Here is a 17,364-nt window from a genome sequence, read left to right on the forward strand (position 1 = left end):
GCATGGCGAAGAAACCAACGACGACAAGAACGCTCGACAGCGACGTAGCCAGGGAACTCGAAAAGGCACTTGATATCGATCTGAGCGGCGATGCCGGCGGCGACTTCGACATGGCGGCATCCATGGAAGATCTGGAAGCGCAAATATCGCAAGCCGCCGACGAGCTGGCGCGCGAAGGTCGCAGCCAGAACGAACCGCCTGCCCCGGACCAGACCCAGAACGCGGCACCAGCCGCCAATCAAAGCCAGAACGCAAATTCCGCGCCAAAGGCCAAGCCGGCTGAGTTGCGTCCTGTCGCAACGCGCAATGGCTCGCAGCCGGCAGCTTTCTCGCCTGCCAACGACGATCGTCAAAAAGACTATAAGATGCTCCTGCACACCCTTAATCGGCGCGCCTCGAACACGATCTATTGGGTCGTGGCTTTCGTTTCGCTGGCCTGGATCGCCGGCGCTGGCGGCCTTGCGAACCTGTTGTTCGGACCTGGCATCTGGAACATCCGCACCTTCGATCAGTTTTTCGCCCGTCCAGAGCTGATCGGCCTGGCGGTCGCGGCAATCGTGCCCGTCATCCTGTTCTGGGCATTCGCAGTGATGATTCGCCGTGCTCAGGAGATGCGCCTTGCCGCGCAGTCGATGACCGAGGTGGCCTTCCGTCTGGCCGAGCCGGAAAATCTTGCCCAGGATCGCGTCATGATGATCGGCCAAGCGGTTCGCCGCGAGGTGGCGGCCATGGGCGAAGGCATCGAACGCACGCTTGCGCGTGCCGTCGAGCTCGAAACGCTCGTTCACGGCGAGGTGAACCAGATCGAGCGCTCCTACTCCGAGAACGAGTCCCGCATCCGCTCGCTGGTCGACGGGCTGGGCAGCGAGCGCGAAGCGGTCGTCACCCATGCCGAGCGCGTGCGAGCCTCGATCACTGGGGCCCACGAGACGCTGAAGGATGAGATCAACGCCGCCAGCGATATCATTCGCGACAGCATTCTCAACGCCTCGACCAAGCTGTCGATGACGATCAACGAATCCGGCGATACGTTGATCGACAGAATCAACGGAAGCTCGATGTCGATCTTCGATTCGGTCGAAGGCCGGCTCGAATCGATCACCGACCGGCTGTCGACGTCGGGCGAGGCCTTCGCCAGCCTGCTCGACACCCGCATCGCCAAGCTGACGGACACCACCGATGGCCTGACGCGGTCACTGACCGACCTGCTCGATGACCGCACGACCGGCATGGTGTCGCTGCTCGGCGGTGCCGCGCGAACGCTCAATTCCGAATTCGAAGCCAGCCTTAACGGCATCGAACGGACGCTTGCCGAACGTGGCCAGGCGCTTATCAGCGAGTTCCAGACCCGTGCCGAGGCGCTCGACACCGGTACGCAGAAGCTCAACGCCGCGCTGGAGGCTCGCGCACGCCAGATCAACGAGACGCTGGTCGAGCGCGCGCGCGAAATCGCCCACACCTTCCAGGACAGCAAGGAGACGCTGTCGGCGATGATCGATCAGGGCAAGACCCAGATCGGCGCCGACATGGCCGACATCATTTCATCGACCTCGACCATGCTTGAAGCCCGCGCCGGCGATTTCGCCGGGCGCATGGAGGCGGCGCGCCATGTCGTATCGCGTTCGTTCGATACGGACATCCAGCGGCTTGCCGATGCTCGCGCCGGTATCGAGGAAGCCGTCGAAAACCACAGCCGCAAGCTTTCCGAAAGCCGTGACCGGATGGCGGCGGCAATGCAGGCCGATCTGGCGAAGTTCGCCGAGGGTCGCGCCGAAATCGACGCAGCGGTGGCCAACCAGGTGCAGAAGCTTGCCGAAGGCCGCGGCCTGATCTCGCGCGCCCTTGAAGAGGATCTGCGCAAGGTCAACGAATCGCGCGCAGCGATCGACGCTTCGCTGGGCAGCCATCTCGAAAGCCTTGAAGAGGGTCGCAACAGGCTTGCCCAGGCCTTGAACGAAGACTCTGGAAAACTCGCGCAAGCCCGCACGATAATTGATGAAATGGTTGCCGGGCACGTCGGCAAGCTCGCTGAAGGCCGCAGCATTCTTTCGCGCGCGCTCGAGGCCGACCTCGGCAAGCTGGCAGAGAGTCGCGCCAGCATCGACGGCCTTGTCGCCGGTCAAGTCGAAAAGGTCGCCGAGGGTCGCGCCATACTCGCCAGTGCGCTGGAAGCCGACATCGCCGGCATCAATGGCCTCATCGAGGCGCATTCGGCGAAATTGGCGCAAGACCGTAGCGGGCTTTCTCAGTCGCTCGATAACGACCTGTCCGACATCAGGAGCCTGATCGCCGATCATTCTGGCAGGCTCGCCGATGACCGCAGCCTGCTTTCGAAGACGCTTGAAGACGATCTTGCCAAGTTGGCCGAAAGCCGGTCGAGCATCGATGGGCTGGTTGCCGGCCAGGTCGAGAAGCTGGCCGAAGGCCGCGACATCCTCAAGCGCGCGCTTGAATCGGACCTGAACGCGATCAAGGGCGTCATCGCCAGCCAGTCCGAAAAGCTGGCGGAAGACCGTGGCCAGCTGTCACGGGCACTGGAGAGCGACCTGGAGACTGTGCGGGGCGTTGTCTCCGATCACATGAACAAGCTCACGGAGGACCGTTCGACCCTTTCGAAGGCGCTCGAAGACGATCTCGCCAAGTTGGCCGAAAGCCGCTCGAGCATCGATGTGATGGTTGCCGGACAGGTCGAAAAGCTGGCCGAGGGCCGCGACATCCTCAAGCGCGCGCTCGAAGCCGATCTGAGCACCGTCAAGGGCGTCATCGCCAGTCAATCCGAGAAGCTGGCGGAGGATCGCGGTCAGCTGTCGCGAGCACTGGAGACCGATCTCGAGGCCGTGCGGGGCGTCGTCTCCGATCATATGAACAAGCTCGCCGAGGACCGTTCGACCCTTTCGAAGGCGCTCGAGGACGATCTCGCCAGGCTGGCAGAGAGCCGGTCGAGCATCGACGGGCTGGTCTCCGGCCAGGTCGAAAAGCTGGCCGAGGGCCGCGACATCCTCAAGCGCGCGCTGGAGGACGATCTCGCCAAGCTGGCCGAAAGCCGCTCGAGCATCGACGGACTGGTTTCCGGCCAAGTCGAGAAACTGGCCGAAGGCCGCGACATTCTCAAGCGCGCCTTGGAGGCCGATCTCAGCACGATCAGGGGCGCCATCGCCGATCAGTCGCAGCTATTGACTGACAATCGCGCACAATTTTCGCGTGCCCTGGAAGCCGATCTCGGCAACGTCAACAGCCTTGTCGCAACCCACGCAGAGAAGCTCGTCCAGGACCGCTCGACCCTGTCGAAGGCGCTCGAGGACGATCTCGCCAAGCTGGCCGAAAGCCGCTCGAGTATCGATGGGCTGGTTGCCGGCCAAGTCGAGAAACTGGCCGAAGGCCGCGACATCCTCAGGCGCGCGTTGGAAGCCGATCTGGAGAGGCTTGCAATGAGCCGCAGCGAGGTCGACGAGATCGTCGCTGGTCATGTCGGCAAGCTGAGCGAGGGCCGCGACATGCTGACCCGCGCATTGCAGGATGATCTCTCCAGGCTCGCCGAAACGCGCAAGGATGTCGACCGTTCGCTGTCCGGCCATATCGACCAGATCGCCGCCAGGAGCACCGACATCTCCGATGCAATCGCTGCCGACGTAGAAAAGATCGAGCAGGCGTTCAGCCGGCAGACAGGCGTCATCGAGGAGCGCGCCAGCACCATGGAGCGGGCGCTGTCGACGGGTGTCGACAACGTTCGCAGTGTGCTCGAAAGAAGCGCGGTCTTCGTCGCCGGGGCGCTGCGCGAAAAGGTCATGGAAGTCACCAGCGCACTGCATGAGCAGGCGGGCGCGGCATTCAGCGATGCCGACCGCAAGATCGCCGAGCGCGCCGAGCAGACCTCGGCCGCCCTGCTCGCCAGGGCGGAGGACATCGCCCGCACCTTTGAAGAGGCGGATCGTCGCCTCGCCGCACGCGCCGAGGATACGTCGAGCGCACTGATTGCCCGCGTCGACGACACGTCGAACACCTTGCTGGCGCGTGCCCAGGAGACAGCCGATCAGCTGGCAGCCAGAGCAAGTGAGATTGCCGGCACCTTCGACGCGGCGGACCACAGGCTGGTCTCTCGCGCTATCGAAACGGCCCAGTCGCTGGCTGCACGTGCCGGCGACATCCTGCGCAATTTCGAAACAGCCGACGAGCGGCTGGGCGTGCGCATCGGCGAATCCGCCGAAGCTCTCGCGGCACGCGCGTCGGACCTCGGTCGCATTTTCGATGCCGCCGACCAGCAACTTATCTCGCGTATTGCCGAAGGGTCCGAAGCACTTTCGGCCCGCGCGTCCGAGATCGGCCGCATCTTCGAGGAGGCGGATCATCGCCTGGTGTCCCGTATCGCCGACAGCAGCACCGCCATCGGCGAACATGCCGACACCATTGTCGGCGCCTTCACCAGCACCGAGCAGCGGGTTGCCGAACGCGCCAGGCAGACTGGCCAGGAACTCGCCGTCCATGCCCGTGAAATCGAGCAGGTGCTTGCCGGTGCCGACGAACGCCTGGCATCGAGTGCTGCTGTTACAGCCGCCCGCGTCGAGGAGCAGGTCGCCAGCGTTGAGAACCGCCTCGCCTACTCCGCCGAGACAATGGGCCAAAAGCTCAACGAACAGGTTTCGAATGCCGAGGCACAGCTGGTCTCGCGTGCCAACACGATCGCCGAAACCTTCACCGCGGTCGGCCAGCATATCGGCCAGAGCACCAACGACGCTGCAAAGACCATCGGTGCCAATACTCGCGAGCTCAGTACGATGCTTGCGGCACGTTCGGCCGAAATATCGAAAATCCTGGACGAGACGGCACGGCCTCTGGTCGAGCGCTTCGCCCAGGGCGGCTCCGAGCTGCAAAAGAGCATGGAAGAGGTCACCGAACGTGCGACCGAGAAGCTGCGCACTCAAAACGCTGCCCTCGTCGACGCCCTCGCCAGCCGTACGGCCGAAACCCTGTCGGCCGTCGAAGGCGCACGCTCGACGCTTGCCGACAGCGTTGCCGACCTCATCGGCCGCATGACCACCTCCAGCTCGCAGCTCGGTCAGTTGATCGAGCAGGCGGCGACCAATCTCGGCCAGGTCGACGAACGCCTGACCGGGAGCACGCAAAGCTTCGCGGCGACCACGGAAAAGACCGCGCAGACCTTCGCCAGTTCGGCGCGTCTGGTCGATTCGAACACGACGCGGCTCACGGAGCTGTCGTCCTCGACCTTGCGCGAGGTTGCTTCAATCGCCACCAAGTTCGACGAGCACAGCCGGTTGCTTTCCAGTGCCTCGGACCTGTTGAGCTCCGCCCAGAGCAATCTCGAGCACACGCTCGAAAGGCAGTCGTCACTGGAGGACCTCGCAGTCGGCCTTGTCAAGAAATCGGAAGATCTCGAAAGAGTCATGCGCTCGTTCGAGAACCTGGTCGGCCAGACGCTGCAGAACGCCGAAGGCAAGACGCTGGAATCCGCCGACAAGATCCGTACCGCGATTTCCGAAGTGGTCGATTCGGCCACCAAGCGCTTTGCCGATGCGACCGAGGAGATGCGGCGTACCGCTGGCTCGATCAAGAGCGAGCTCGACCTCACCCGGGCTGAGCTCAAGAAAGGCGTCATCGAGATGCCGGAAGAGGCAAAGGAATCAACCACGGCTATCCGCCGTGCCGTTTCCGAGCAGATCAACGCGCTGAAGGAACTTTCTGAAATCGTTGCCAAATCTGGGCGCGGCACCGACAGTTCGGAACAGCGCAACCTGCGTCCGGCGCCCCAAGCGCCTGCCGCACGCGCCGCCGAACCGCCACGTCGTCCGGCTCCGGCTCCGGCTCCCGAACAGCGCCGTGCACCGCAGGCGCCTTCGGGCGAGACGGCGCTGCGCGGCACGCTCGACCTCGAACGTCCCGCAGACCAAGCGCCGCGCCAGCGCGACCCCAACGGCCGCACGCAGCAGGGCGGTTGGGTGCGTGACCTCCTGACCGGTGCATCGCGCGAAGACGACGCCAAGCCTGCAGCGCCTGCCGAAGCGCCGCGCCCGGCTCCCGCTGCGCGTTCGCCGCTTCATGTCGTGGAATCGCTGAACTCGCTCTCCGTCGATATCGCCCGCGCCATCGATCACGATGCCTCGATCGAGCTGTGGAACCGCTACCGGCGCGGCGAGCGCGACGTCTTCACACGGCGTCTTTACACGCTGAAGGGCCAGCAGACGTTCGATGAGATCCGCCGCAAATATCAGTCGGAGGCGGAGTTCCGCGCTGCTGTCGATCGTTACTGCGATGATTTCGAAAAGCTGCTCAAGGACGTGTCGCGCAACGACCGCGACAACATCATGGCGCAGACCTACCTGACGTCGGATACCGGCAAGGTCTACACCATGCTGGCCCACGCCAGCGGCCGCCTGCACTAAGCGGCGGGACAGAAAACAGAAAGGGCGCTCTGCCCTTTCTGTTTGAACCCGATACTGAAAAGATAGTCCAACTCCGCAAATCTCTTGATTTGGCCGGATGTTTGCGCCTGGGAGCAGAGGCTGGGATCTCGTGGCAATGCAGACAATTCGCGGTGATCTGCTTCAGCTTGCGCTCGACGGAACGTTCGAGGTCATTGTGCATGGATGCAACTGCCAGTGCCAAATGGGCAAAGGAATTGCTCTTTCCATAAAGCAGCGTTTTCCCGAAGCATATGCTGCGGATTGCGCGACATTGAAGGGCGACCCAGCCAAGCTGGGAAGCATATCCGTTGCCGAAATCAAGCGAGGCAGCCGCACTTTCCAGGTCGTCAACGGCTACACCCAGTTCCATTGGCAGGGCAAAGGCGTGAAAGCCGACTACCAGGCAATCCGAAAAGTCATGCAGGCCGTCAAAGGTAGATTCGCGGGCAAAAGAATCGGTTACCCGAAAAATTGGTGCGGGGCTGGCTGGAGATGATTGGGAAATCATAGGCTCAATCATCGATGACGAGCTTGCGGGCGAAGATCACACGCTCGTCGAATATGCTCCGTGAGTTGCTTCGGACTTGGCCGCTTCATAGCAGCTAGCCCGGTTTAGATCACAGTGTCGGTCCAGCGGACGATTTGCCCGGCCGCATCGCCGAACGCGGCGTCGAGCGCGCCGACATAGGCCTGGTTGCCGCCGCCCGAAACGGGCGCGATCGCGCTAAACGTCTTCGACGCTCGCACTTCACCGTTGCGGTCGTTCAACAGGCGCACGAACAGCTCGACCTCGGCATGTTCGCCGCCATCGACACGCACCTCGAACGAGCGGATCTCGACGATCACCTGATAGTCGATCGCCAGCCCCTCGCCCGGCTTGCCGACGCCGGTGAAGCTGCCCGAGCGCTGGAACGTCTCTGCCAGCCGCGCCTGTACGATCATCGGCAACCGGTCGGCCCATTGCGCGCCCTTGAGATACTGGATCGAGCGCGGCGATGGCTTGATGACGATGTTCTGGCTGTCCAGCGCCTTGAGCGCCGATGGCTGGGCGATGAGGATCTGGCGACGGCTGTGGGCACGCGCTTCCAGCGACGGCGCCGAAAGCTCGAACGTATCCAGCGGCGCCGGTCTGCCGCCCGGCAAGGCCGCGCAGCTTGCAAGCGAAAGCGCCAGCAACACCGCCCCAACCTTAAACCCACCCGAAGTGATGCTGCCTGAACTGATCGACTTCAAACGCGATCCCCCCCGGATCGTGGAAACAACGCGCATCTGCAAGCTATGTTCTTGCGGTGGTCGGGGATCGAAGTCAACGGCGCGCCCTGCCGTCGAACTGCCGGACCTCGCCCTCGCCGCCGGACAAGATCCGTTGTGGGTTGCGGCTGAGATCGGTTACCGCCTCTTCGATGCGGGTGATCGAACGACGGCTGTCCTGGACCAGCGCTTCGACGTTTTGCAGCCCCTGTCCCGAGAATCGCGCCAGATTGTCGGTGATGGTACCGAGGCGGGCGTTCAGCGTATCGGCGACCTGCTTGAATGATCTCAGCGTCGCTCTCGCGTCGGCCATGACGCCGTCGGCCTGGCCGGAGCCGAGCAGTTTGTCGACCTTGGCAAGGATGCCGTCGACTCGCACCGAGGCATCGTTGAGGCGTCCTGCGAGCTGGTGCGCGTCTTTGATGGTTTCATCGATGTCGTCGGCTCGGTTGGCGAACTTGTTGGTCACCTTGGCAATGTCGGCGGCAGCCTCGTTGGCGTTTTCGCTGGCCTTCTGGATATTGGCCAGCGCGGTGCGAACCTCAGCCGGATCGATGCCGTCGAGAACGCCGTCGACCTTGGCCAACGTGCCTTGCGTCTTCTGGGCGAAGTCGTTGATCGAGCCGACCGCAGTGTCGACGTTCTTGATGACCGTGTCGAACTGCTTGCTGGTTTCCTTGAGGTTGGAAGTGACCGTGTCGACATTGGCGACGATGCTCTTGATCTGGTCCTTGTCGACGGCGTTGAGTAGCCCTTCCGCCGCCTTCAGGGTGCCGTCGAGCTTGCCCGAAACACCCTTCAGTTCGTCCGCCAGGGAGCTGACGCTGGCCAGGAACTTGTCGACGCCGTCCGCATTCCTGGCCAGTGCATCGGAGAAGGTCTGGACATTGTTGACGGTCTGCGTCAGCGGACCGCGAACATCCCTGGTGAAGCCTTCGAGCTCCGAAAGGACCTTGTTGGCGCGGGTGAAGATGTTCTGCGCCGTCTGCAGCAGGTTGGTGACCGCCGACGGGTTGGCAACGATCTCAGCGACACGGCCTTCCTTTTCCGCCTCGTCGAGGAGTTTTGGCTCCTTGGGGTCGGCGCCTTTGAGCTCGATGTTGGCCTGGCCGGTGAGGCCGGCAAGCCCGATATCGGCCTGCGTCGACTTGGTGATAGGCGTATTCCGGTCTATTTCGGTGTCGGCGATAGCAGCGGTCGGATTGTCGACGTCGATATAGACACGGCGCACGTCGCCAACTTTGACGCCGTTGAACAGCACGAAGCTGCCACGGCCGAGCCCCGAAGCGGAGCCTGGAATGCGCACGCGCAGCACCGTCGTCTCACCCTTTTCGCCGATTGCCGCCGTCCAATAGACGAAAGCGAAAGCCGCGAGGATCGCGGCCAGCGTGAAAATGCCGACAATGACGTAGTTGGCCCTGGTTTCCATCGCTCACTTATGGCTATGCGCGCGTCGCAAGATCAAGTTGCCGGGCGCGTTTTCCGCGGAAATAGGATTTTACCCAGGGTTCCTCGCTCCTGAGCATGTCGTCGATCGTGCCCTCGACCAGCACTTTCTTGTTGCCAAGCACCGCCACGCGGTCGCACGCGGTAAACAGCGTGTCGAGATCGTGCGTGACCATATACACGGTCAAATCCATCGTATCGCGCAGCTTGACGACCAATTCGTCGAACTCAGCCGCGCTGATCGGATCGAGCCCAGACGTCGGCTCGTCGAGGAAAACGATATCCGGATCGAGCGCCAGGGCGCGCGCCAAGGCGGCACGCTTGATCATGCCGCCGGAGAGCTCAGAGGGGAATTTCTGCGCCGCATCCGGCGGCAATCCGACCAGCTCGACCTTGAGCATGGCAAGTTCGTCCATCAGCTTCTTCGGCAAATCGAGATATTCGCGCATCGGCACCTGGACGTTTTCGAGGACCGTCAGCGCTGAAAAAAGGGCGCCATGCTGGAACAGCACGCCAAGCCGCATGTCGATGCGAAGGCGCTCCCTTTCGGTTGCCTTCTCGACGTCGACCCCGAACAGTTTGATTGTTCCCGATTGCTTGCGCGTCAAGCCAAGGATGGTGCGCAAGAGAACAGATTTGCCCGCACCGGAGGCACCGACGAAGCCGAGAATCTCCCCGCGCCAGATATCGAGCGTCAATTTGTCGAGAACGACCTGGTCGGCGAACGACACCGTGATGTCGTGCGCCGACAGCACGATCTCGTCTTCTTTGGCTTTCTCGGCCACCTTGGTCGTGTTTGTGCCCGGCAGCGCCATGTCAGAACTCGATCGCTGCATAGAACATGGCGAAAAGCCCGTCGAGGATAATGACCACGAAGATCGACTTCACCACTGAGGCGGTCACATGCTGGCCAAGTGATTCGGCGCTGCCGCCAACCTTCATGCCCTCGACCGAGGCAATTATGCCGATGATCATGGCCATGAACGGCGCCTTGATCAGGCCGGCAAAGATGGTGCTGAGGTCGATTGCGACACGTAGCCGGTCGATGAACGCTGCCGGTGCAATATCGGAGTAGAGCCATGCAGCCAGAATGCCGCCGCCGAGCGCGGCAAAGTTGGCGATGATCGTCAGGCAAGGCAGTGCGATCACCAGCGCGACCAACCGCGGAAACACCAGCACGCCGATGGGATTGAGGCCAATGACCTTCAGCGCATCGACCTCCTCGCGCATTTTCATCGAGCCGATCTCGGCGGTGATCGCGCTACCGGAGCGGCCGGCGATCATGATCGCCGTCATCAGCACGCCGAGCTCGCGCAGGATCAGCACACCGACCAGGTCGACGACGAAGATGTCGGCGCCGAAATAGCTGAGCTGATAGGCGCCTTGCTGGGCAACGATTGCGCCAACGATAGCCGACATCAGCACCACCACTGGTATGGCGCCGACGCCCATGCGATCGATCTGGTTGAAGATCGCCGCCATATTGACGCCATGGCCGCGGCCAAGCTTCATCTGCGAGCCGCGTATCGTGGCGCCGAGGATGTTCATTGCGGCCAGGAAATCGTCGCGCATCTCATAAACACGCCGGCCAACCGCCTCGAGCCCACGAATGATGAAGTTGGGCGGCTTTGCCGGACCTGATTCGGGCTCGCGTCGAACCGCATCACCGACGGCGCCAAGCAGGATCGAGGCAATCTCGCTTTGCCCCTGGGTCGTGATCTCGACGCCCTTCTTTTCGAAGCTGCTGACCAGGCGGTCGATCAGCCAGGCCCCGGCAGTGTCCATCTTCTCGATTTGTGAAAGGTCTAGCGCCAGCGTCTTGAAGCCGCTGCGCTTCTCGATCTTGCGCATCTCGGCGTCGACCAGCGCCACTGTGCGTGTCGTCCAGGTTCCCGAGAAAGCGCAGCCGAGAACGTCGCCCTCCTCGCCGATCGCGATGCGCGGCTGGTGGTCGGGCTCCTTGGCAGGGCCGCTTGCGTCGCGTTTGCGGATAGTCAACATGGCGTCCTGTTTAGCCTGACGGGGCCGACCTGTCGATTTACCGACATCCTCCTTGTTGCACAGCTGGAGCAGAAAAATATGGCGCGTGTCATTTCGGTCGAGGCCGAGCGCTTTCCGATAGCCGGGACCTTTACCATTTCGCGCGGCTCAAAGACCGAAGCTGAGGTGATTTCCTGCGCCATCACCGAAAACGGCCGTACAGGGCGCGGCGAATGCGTCCCTTACAAGCGCTATGGCGAGACCATGGAGGGTGTGCGCGGCGCGATCGAGGCGATGCGCAGTGAGATCGCGCACGGCATCAGCCGCATCGCCCTGCTCGGTGCCATGCCTGCCGGCGCGGCACGCAACGCCATCGATTGCGCGCTCTGGGACCTGGAAGCGAAGATCAGCGGAACACCGGTGGCGCATACGATACGAACCGTTCCGTTACGGGCGCTTCAGACGGCGTATACATTGTCGCTCGCCGAGCCGGAGGCGATGGCGGCGCAGGCCCGCGCCAACGCCCAGCGCCCGCTGCTCAAGGTCAAGATCGGCGGCGACAACGACATCGCCCGCATCCGTGCAGTGACGGCGGCGGCACCCGACAGCCGAATCATTCTCGACGCCAATGAGGGCTGGAATGACGACAATATCGTCGCAAACCTCGCCTTTGCCGCCGAGCACGGTATCGCCTTGATCGAACAGCCGCTGCCGGCGGGACATGACGGTATTCTTCGCCACATCGCGCATCCGGTGCCGATCTGCGCCGACGAAAGCGTGCACGAGGCGAAGGACCTCGACGCGCTTGTCGGCCTCTACGACGCCATCAACATCAAGCTCGACAAATCGGGTGGCCTGACCGCAGCACTCGTGCTTCGCGACCGCGCCCGCGAACTGGGTCTTGGCGTCATGGTCGGCTGCATGGTCGGCACGTCGCTTGCGATGGCGCCGGCCGTGCTATTGGCGCAGGATGCCGATTTCGTCGATCTCGACGGTCCGTTGCTGCTAGCCCGCGACCGCGTTCCAGGTCTCGTCTACCAAGGTTCGCTGGTATCACCGCCCGAGCCGGCGCTGTGGGGCTGAACGCGCGGCAAGCCCGATCAGCGTCAGGCCCGTCAGGGCGATGGGGATCATCGCAAAGAAGCCATTCGCGCCGAAGCGATCGTAAAGAGGACCTGAAATCAGCGTTGCCACCGCCATGAAGAAACCATTGGAGAAATAGGCGAGGCCTTGCGCCGCCCCGGTGCGTTCTTCCACGATTGTCTCACCGATCATTTTTTGCAGGCCGATCAGCACCAGTGCCACCGAGACGGCGTGCAGTGTCTGGATCGCGAAAAACCCGCCAACGCCAAGCCCAAGCGGCCAGATAAGAGGGAAAGCGATCCAGCGCACGATCGCGCCTATCCCGGCAATCAGCATGATCGAGACGACCGAGAAGGAGGCGAAAGCGCGTGTGAAGACGACGAACATGCATATCTCGGCGACGACGCCCCACCCCCACAGCAGCCCGACAACCGAATCAGTGATGCCGATCGACTTCCAGTAGATCGACACGAAGCCGTAGAGAAATGCGTGGCTGGCGGTGATGACGCCGACGCCTGTCGAAAAATAGAGGAAGTACGGGTTGAGGAGTTTCGGTGCCGATTGCTGGATATCGGCGGCCGAAAGCGGCGAGGCGCGGCGCGGACGGCCGAGGCGCGGCGCGATCAGTCCGGCGGCTAGCGCGGCACACAGCGCCGCGAAGATGATCACCGGAACAGCCTGCGCACCGCTTGCCGAGAGGATGAAACCGCCGGCGAGATTGGCACAGAGATAGGAGATCGAGCCCCATTTGCGCATGGCGGCGTAGTTCGAGCCGAAGCGGCGAACACCTGAAAGGGCGAGCGAATCGGCAATCGGCGAATGCGGCGTCCAGACGACCGTCAGGGCCAACGACACGGCAAGTACCGTTGCGTAGGTCGGCGGCAGGAAGTAGCCGGCGGACAGGGTCAGCGATGCGGCGACCAGCGCAACATAGACATTGGCGCGGTCGCTCGCTTTGTCTGCCAGCGCGGTAAGAAAAGGCGTCGTCGCTACGCGCAGGAACATCGGCGCGGCGAGGATCACGGCTATCTGCTCGGCATGGAACCCCTTCGCCTGCAGCCACAGCGGGAAATACGGCACATGCGTCCCGAGCGGAACGAAGAGCGTGAAGAAAATCAAGCTCATGCGCAGTTCGAAATGGCGTGGCTTGACGAGCTGTTCGGGCGAAAGCGGCGGCAGCGAGGACATTGACAGGCGATCCGTCGGCACGGCATTCAGCCGGGTCGGCCCGCCACACCTGCCGCTGCTTAACACGGCGAAAAAGTCGATGAAACCGCTGGCCTAACCGATTAAAGCGAGATGAGGCCGGATTTGGTCAAGCGGCCTGGACTGCCCTGCCCTTGATGTCGATCGGCACCAGCACCTCGCTGCCGACCGGAGTCTCCGGCAGGACATGCGCCCAGTGCAGGATCTCCATCCGGCCGTCAAAATGCTCGACCACCGCCGTGCAGCTCTCCACCCAATCGCCGGTGTTGATATATTGCACGTCCTCGTAGCTTTCGATCGCGGCATGGTGGATGTGCCCGCAGATCACGCCGTCGACATGCGAACGGCGCGCCTCCTCGGTCAGCACGGTCTGGAACGAGCCGATGAAGTTCACCGCCTTCTTGACCTTGACCTTGGCCCAGGACGAGAACGACCAGTAAGGCAGGCCAAGCACTTGGCGCAGGCGCGTGATGACGCGGTTGACCAGCATGGCCGCGTCATAGGCGTAGTCGCCGAGATAGGCCAGCCAGCGCGCATTATGGACGACGGTGTCGAACTGGTCGCCATGGATGACAAGAAGGCGTTTGCCATCGGCGGTCTCGTGGATGGCACGATCGGCAACGACAATGCCGCCGAAATGAACGCCCTGGAACTGGCGCGCGAACTCGTCATGGTTGCCGGCGATGTAGGTGATGCTGGCGCCCTTGCGCGCCTTGCGCAGCAATTTCTGGACCACGTCATTGTGGCTCTGCGGCCAGTGCCAGCTTCGTCTCAGGCGCCAGCCGTCGACAATGTCGCCGACGAGATAGATGATATCGGCATCGTGATGGCGCAGGAAATCGATCAGGAACTCGGCCTTCGCCGCCTTCGATCCGAGATGGACGTCGGAGATGAACATGCTGCGGAAAGTGCGGGGCTCTGCGCCGGACATCATTTGTCACCGTTGCTTTCGCCCGAGGCTATGCCCCGATTCATGCAACAACCGTATGACGGTTGCGATTGGTCCAGCCATACGGGTAGGTTGCCGCGGCAATCAGAGGAGAAAATCACCATGGACCTCGGCATTCGCGGCAAGACGGCCATAGTCTGCGCCTCGAGCAAGGGGCTGGGACGCGGCTGCGCCATGGCACTGGCGGAGGCAGGCTGCGATCTGGTCGTCAACGGCCGCAACGCCGATGTGCTGGCCAAAACCGCCGCTGAACTGCGCGAGAAATTCGGCGTCAAGGTGACCGAGATCGTCGGCGACGTATCGAAGCCCGACGTCCAGAAGGCGCTGCTTGCCGCCTGCCCCGATCCCGACATCCTCGTCAACAACAATGGCGGTCCGCCGTTCCGCGATTTCCGCGCGCTCGACCGCGAAAAGATCCTCGAAGGCGTCACCCAGAACATGGTGACCCCTGTCGAGCTGGTTCAGGCCGTGATCGACGGCATGGCGGCGCGCGGCTTCGGCCGCATCGTCAACATCACCTCGTTGTCGGTCTATGTTCCTATCCCCGGCCTCGACCTGTCGTCCGGAGCCCGCGCCGGCCTCACTTCGTTCCTCGCCGGCGTCGCGCGCACGGTGATCGACCGCAATGTGACGATCAACAACATGCTGCCGGGCAAGCTCGACACCGACCGGCTGCGCGGCCCGCACGAGGCCGGCACGTCCGAAGATCCGGCCGCCGCCGCCGCGCGCAAGGCGCAAGCAGCGGCCAATGTTCCGGCCAAGCGACTCGGCACGCCGGAGGAATTCGGCCAGATCTGCGCCTTCCTGTGCTCGGTTCACGCCGGCTACCTGACCGGGCAGAACATACCGGTGGATGGCGGCCTCTACGTCAGCGCGTTCTAGCGGCAAAATCTACCGCTTAGTATCCGCTGGGAATGGCGGGAAACGGGCGCCCTCAGGCCAGCCGAGGTAAGGCAACATTATGCTCAAAACGCCAGTTCACAAGGACTAGGGTTAGTCCGCATGTTATGTCCTGCCTCGCACATGGAAATGAGACCGGCGAATGGCGTCTATTTATCGCTTTGTTACGCAAAAACTGCTGTCGCACGGGGTTCGAGACACGGCCGACGGCAACCTTGCAATTACCGACAGGAGATTGTTCCTTGACTTCGTTCGTCTAGAACGAGCGGTTAGGCTAGAGGATTTCGCCACAGTCCAGTCTGCGGTGGTGGCGATTGAAAATCGTTGCTTATCAATGGGTAAACGCCATATCGCGGTGTTTGCGTACATGTATCTCAGGTTTTCGGATGCGGCCCCAAAGTTTACGCACCTGGACATCGAGCTTGAGGAAGAAGGAGGCATCCGCCAAACAGTCGACTACCGGCGTAGGGTGTCGTCGACAGAGCGACTTGTCGGCGAGTGGGCTGCCGCTTGGTACGACCGCTATTCCAAGAGTTTCTTTCGTGCCCTTTATAGGAGCAACAGCCCCACAGCGAACTAGCGAAAGAATACCTAATCGTCCGCAAACCACCTGAAGCAGACATTCGGCTCGCAGCTCGCTCCAGCAACGCGCCTATCGTCCCAACATTTCAATGGCAGACCGTACAGGCCGGCGGGTCGTGCAAGCCGTAAGCTCGCGCTTGCGACATATCACCTCTCGAAAAGCCTCGGCTGCATGCTAAGAGACTCAAAACACCAAACGGACTGAACTGAGGAGGCGGCCGTCATGACAGGCGAAAGCAAGAAGGCGGCCCGATCCGACCTCGACGAAGCAGCGCTCTATTTCCATAAGCACCCCCGTCCCGGAAAGCTTGAAATCCAGGCGACGAAGCCGCTCGGCAATCAGCGCGACCTGGCGCTTGCCTATTCGCCGGGGGTCGCCGCCCCCTGCCTTGAAATCCGCGACGACCCGGCAACCGCGGCCGACTATACAGCCCGCGCCAATCTGGTCGGCGTCGTCACCAACGGTTCGGCGGTGCTGGGCCTCGGCAATATCGGTCCGCTCGCCTCCAAGCCGGTGATGGAAGGCAAGGCGGTGCTGTTCAAGAAGTTCGCCGGCATCGACGTCTTCGACATCGAGATCGACGCACCGGGCATCGAGCGCATGGTCGAGACGATCTCGGCGCTGGAACCGACCTTCGGCGGCATCAACCTGGAAGACATCAAGGCGCCCGAATGCTTCGAAGTCGAGGAGCAGTTGAAAGCCCGCATGGGCATACCGGTCTTCCATGACGACCAGCATGGCACCGCCATCATCGTCGCGGCCGCCGTGCTCAACGGGCTGGAATTCGCCGGCAAGTCCATATCCGACATCAAGATCGTCACGTCCGGCGCCGGCGCTGCCGCTCTTGCCTGCCTCAACCTTCTGGTCTCGCTCGGCGCGCGTGTCGAAAACATCTGGGTCACCGACCGGTTCGGCGTCGCCCATAAGGGCCGCGTCGAGGAGATGGACCGCTGGAAAGACCCCTATGTGAAGGATACCGAAGCGCGCACGCTGGCCGACGTTCTGCCCGGCGCCGACGTGTTTCTCGGCCTGTCTGCCGCCGGCGTGCTGAAGCCGGAATTGCTTCACCACATGGCGCCCAAGCCGCTGATCCTGGCGCTGGCCAACCCCAATCCCGAGATCATGCCGGAAGCGGCACGGGCAGCACGGCCCGACGCGATGATCTGCACGGGCCGCTCCGATTTCCCCAATCAAGTCAATAACGTACTCTGTTTTCCTTACATCTTCCGTGGCGCGCTGGATTGCGGCGCAAGCGCCATCAACGAAGAGATGAAGATGGCGGCGGTGCGAGCGATTGCAGCACTTGCCCGCGAAGAGCCGTCCGACGTCGCCGCGCGTGCCTATTCCGGCGAGACGCCGATCTTCGGTCCGGAGTTCCTGATCCCCTCGCCTTTCGATCCGCGGCTGATCCTGCGCATCGCCCCTGCCGTCGCCAAGGCAGCCTGCGAGACCGGCGTCGCGACCCGGCCGATCACCGATTTCGCCGCCTACATCGACAAGCTGAACCGCTTCGTCTTCCGCTCCGGCCTAGTCATGAAGCCGGTGTTCTC

General features: G+C 62.5%; 12 protein-coding genes. 6 read left to right on the top strand and 6 right to left on the bottom strand.

Features of this window, described 5'->3' with window-relative positions:
• Positions 1 to 2: 2 nt before the first annotated feature.
• Positions 3 to 6,395 carry a kinesin gene (locus tag E5W70_RS19220; protein WP_292660903.1) on the top strand — a complete coding sequence of 2,131 codons (6,393 nt, stop codon included), beginning with the start codon at positions 3 to 5 and terminating at the stop codon, positions 6,393 to 6,395.
• A gap of 136 nt (positions 6,396 to 6,531) precedes the next feature.
• Positions 6,532 to 6,912, top strand: coding sequence for a macro domain-containing protein (locus E5W70_RS19225; protein ID WP_292660905.1), 381 nt, complete (start codon positions 6,532 to 6,534; stop codon positions 6,910 to 6,912).
• Positions 6,913 to 7,028: 116 nt separating this feature from the next.
• Here the strand turns inward: E5W70_RS19225 and E5W70_RS19230 are convergent, their stop codons facing one another.
• Genes E5W70_RS19230 through E5W70_RS19245 form a run of 4 tightly spaced genes read right to left on the bottom strand, consistent with a single transcriptional unit; the run spans position 7,029 to position 11,114 of the window.
• A complete protein-coding gene (locus E5W70_RS19230) occupies positions 7,029 to 7,685 on the bottom strand; it encodes an ABC-type transport auxiliary lipoprotein family protein (protein ID WP_292660908.1) in 657 nt (218 codons plus the stop codon).
• Between the two features lie 37 nt (positions 7,686 to 7,722).
• On the bottom strand, positions 7,723 to 9,096 hold the full coding sequence (locus E5W70_RS19235; RefSeq protein WP_292660910.1) for an MlaD family protein: 1,374 nt from the start codon (positions 9,094 to 9,096) through the stop codon (positions 7,723 to 7,725).
• Between the two features lie 13 nt (positions 9,097 to 9,109).
• Entirely contained in the window at positions 9,110 to 9,928 is an 819-nt protein-coding gene (locus E5W70_RS19240) for an ABC transporter ATP-binding protein (protein WP_292660913.1), read from the bottom strand.
• A gap of 1 nt (position 9,929) precedes the next feature.
• On the bottom strand, positions 9,930 to 11,114 hold the full coding sequence (locus E5W70_RS19245; protein WP_292660916.1) for an ABC transporter permease: 1,185 nt from the start codon (positions 11,112 to 11,114) through the stop codon (positions 9,930 to 9,932).
• Positions 11,115 to 11,192: 78 nt separating this feature from the next.
• On the opposite strand from E5W70_RS19245, the gene dgcA reads away from it, so the two are divergent.
• Complete coding sequence (gene dgcA, locus E5W70_RS19250) at positions 11,193 to 12,176, top strand: N-acetyl-D-Glu racemase DgcA (protein WP_292660920.1); 984 nt, start codon at positions 11,193 to 11,195, stop codon at positions 12,174 to 12,176.
• Here the strand turns inward: dgcA and E5W70_RS19255 are convergent.
• Together E5W70_RS19255 and E5W70_RS19260 are read right to left on the bottom strand one after the other, a co-directional pair.
• Complete coding sequence (locus E5W70_RS19255; protein ID WP_292660922.1) at positions 12,147 to 13,364, bottom strand: MFS transporter; 1,218 nt, start codon at positions 13,362 to 13,364, stop codon at positions 12,147 to 12,149. The two genes, dgcA and E5W70_RS19255, sit on opposite strands and share 30 nt — an antisense overlap.
• Positions 13,365 to 13,491: 127 nt before the next feature.
• Positions 13,492 to 14,313: a UDP-2,3-diacylglucosamine diphosphatase gene (locus E5W70_RS19260; RefSeq protein ID WP_023720072.1), complete on the bottom strand. Its 822-nt coding sequence runs from the start codon at positions 14,311 to 14,313 to the stop codon at positions 13,492 to 13,494.
• 120 nt (positions 14,314 to 14,433) lie between these two features.
• Here E5W70_RS19260 and E5W70_RS19265 point away from each other — a divergent pair, with 120 nt between their 5' ends.
• The 3 genes from E5W70_RS19265 to E5W70_RS19275 all read left to right on the top strand — a co-directional run.
• On the top strand, positions 14,434 to 15,213 hold the full coding sequence (locus E5W70_RS19265) for an SDR family oxidoreductase (RefSeq protein ID WP_292660927.1): 780 nt from the start codon (positions 14,434 to 14,436) through the stop codon (positions 15,211 to 15,213).
• A 160-nt stretch (positions 15,214 to 15,373) separates the two neighbouring features.
• Positions 15,374 to 15,811: a hypothetical protein gene (locus tag E5W70_RS19270; RefSeq protein ID WP_292660929.1), complete on the top strand. Its 438-nt coding sequence runs from the start codon at positions 15,374 to 15,376 to the stop codon at positions 15,809 to 15,811.
• A 225-nt stretch (positions 15,812 to 16,036) separates the two neighbouring features.
• A partial coding sequence (locus E5W70_RS19275) for a malic enzyme-like NAD(P)-binding protein (protein ID WP_292660933.1) occupies positions 16,037 to 17,364 on the top strand: 1,328 nt, incomplete at its 3' end.

The sequence above is a fragment of the Mesorhizobium sp. genome, from assembly GCF_005063415.1.
In the GTDB taxonomy this organism is placed as follows: domain Bacteria; phylum Pseudomonadota; class Alphaproteobacteria; order Rhizobiales; family Rhizobiaceae; genus Mesorhizobium.

Excerpts from the sequence above, each read along its gene's own strand:
- E5W70_RS19220 (WP_292660903.1), top strand. The coding sequence starts at position 3 with ATGGCGAAGAAACCAACGACGACAAGAACGCTCGACAGCGACGTAGCC.
- E5W70_RS19225 (WP_292660905.1), top strand. The coding sequence starts at position 6,532 with ATGCAGACAATTCGCGGTGATCTGCTTCAGCTTGCGCTCGACGGAACG.
- E5W70_RS19230 (WP_292660908.1), bottom strand. The coding sequence starts at position 7,685 with ATGCGCGTTGTTTCCACGATCCGGGGGGGATCGCGTTTGAAGTCGATC.
- E5W70_RS19235 (WP_292660910.1), bottom strand. The coding sequence starts at position 9,096 with ATGGAAACCAGGGCCAACTACGTCATTGTCGGCATTTTCACGCTGGCC.
- E5W70_RS19240 (WP_292660913.1), bottom strand. The coding sequence starts at position 9,928 with ATGGCGCTGCCGGGCACAAACACGACCAAGGTGGCCGAGAAAGCCAAA.
- E5W70_RS19245 (WP_292660916.1), bottom strand. The coding sequence starts at position 11,114 with ATGTTGACTATCCGCAAACGCGACGCAAGCGGCCCTGCCAAGGAGCCC.
- dgcA (WP_292660920.1), top strand. The coding sequence starts at position 11,193 with ATGGCGCGTGTCATTTCGGTCGAGGCCGAGCGCTTTCCGATAGCCGGG.
- E5W70_RS19255 (WP_292660922.1), bottom strand. The coding sequence starts at position 13,364 with ATGTCCTCGCTGCCGCCGCTTTCGCCCGAACAGCTCGTCAAGCCACGC.
- E5W70_RS19260 (WP_023720072.1), bottom strand. The coding sequence starts at position 14,313 with ATGTCCGGCGCAGAGCCCCGCACTTTCCGCAGCATGTTCATCTCCGAC.
- E5W70_RS19265 (WP_292660927.1), top strand. The coding sequence starts at position 14,434 with ATGGACCTCGGCATTCGCGGCAAGACGGCCATAGTCTGCGCCTCGAGC.
- E5W70_RS19270 (WP_292660929.1), top strand. The coding sequence starts at position 15,374 with ATGGCGTCTATTTATCGCTTTGTTACGCAAAAACTGCTGTCGCACGGG.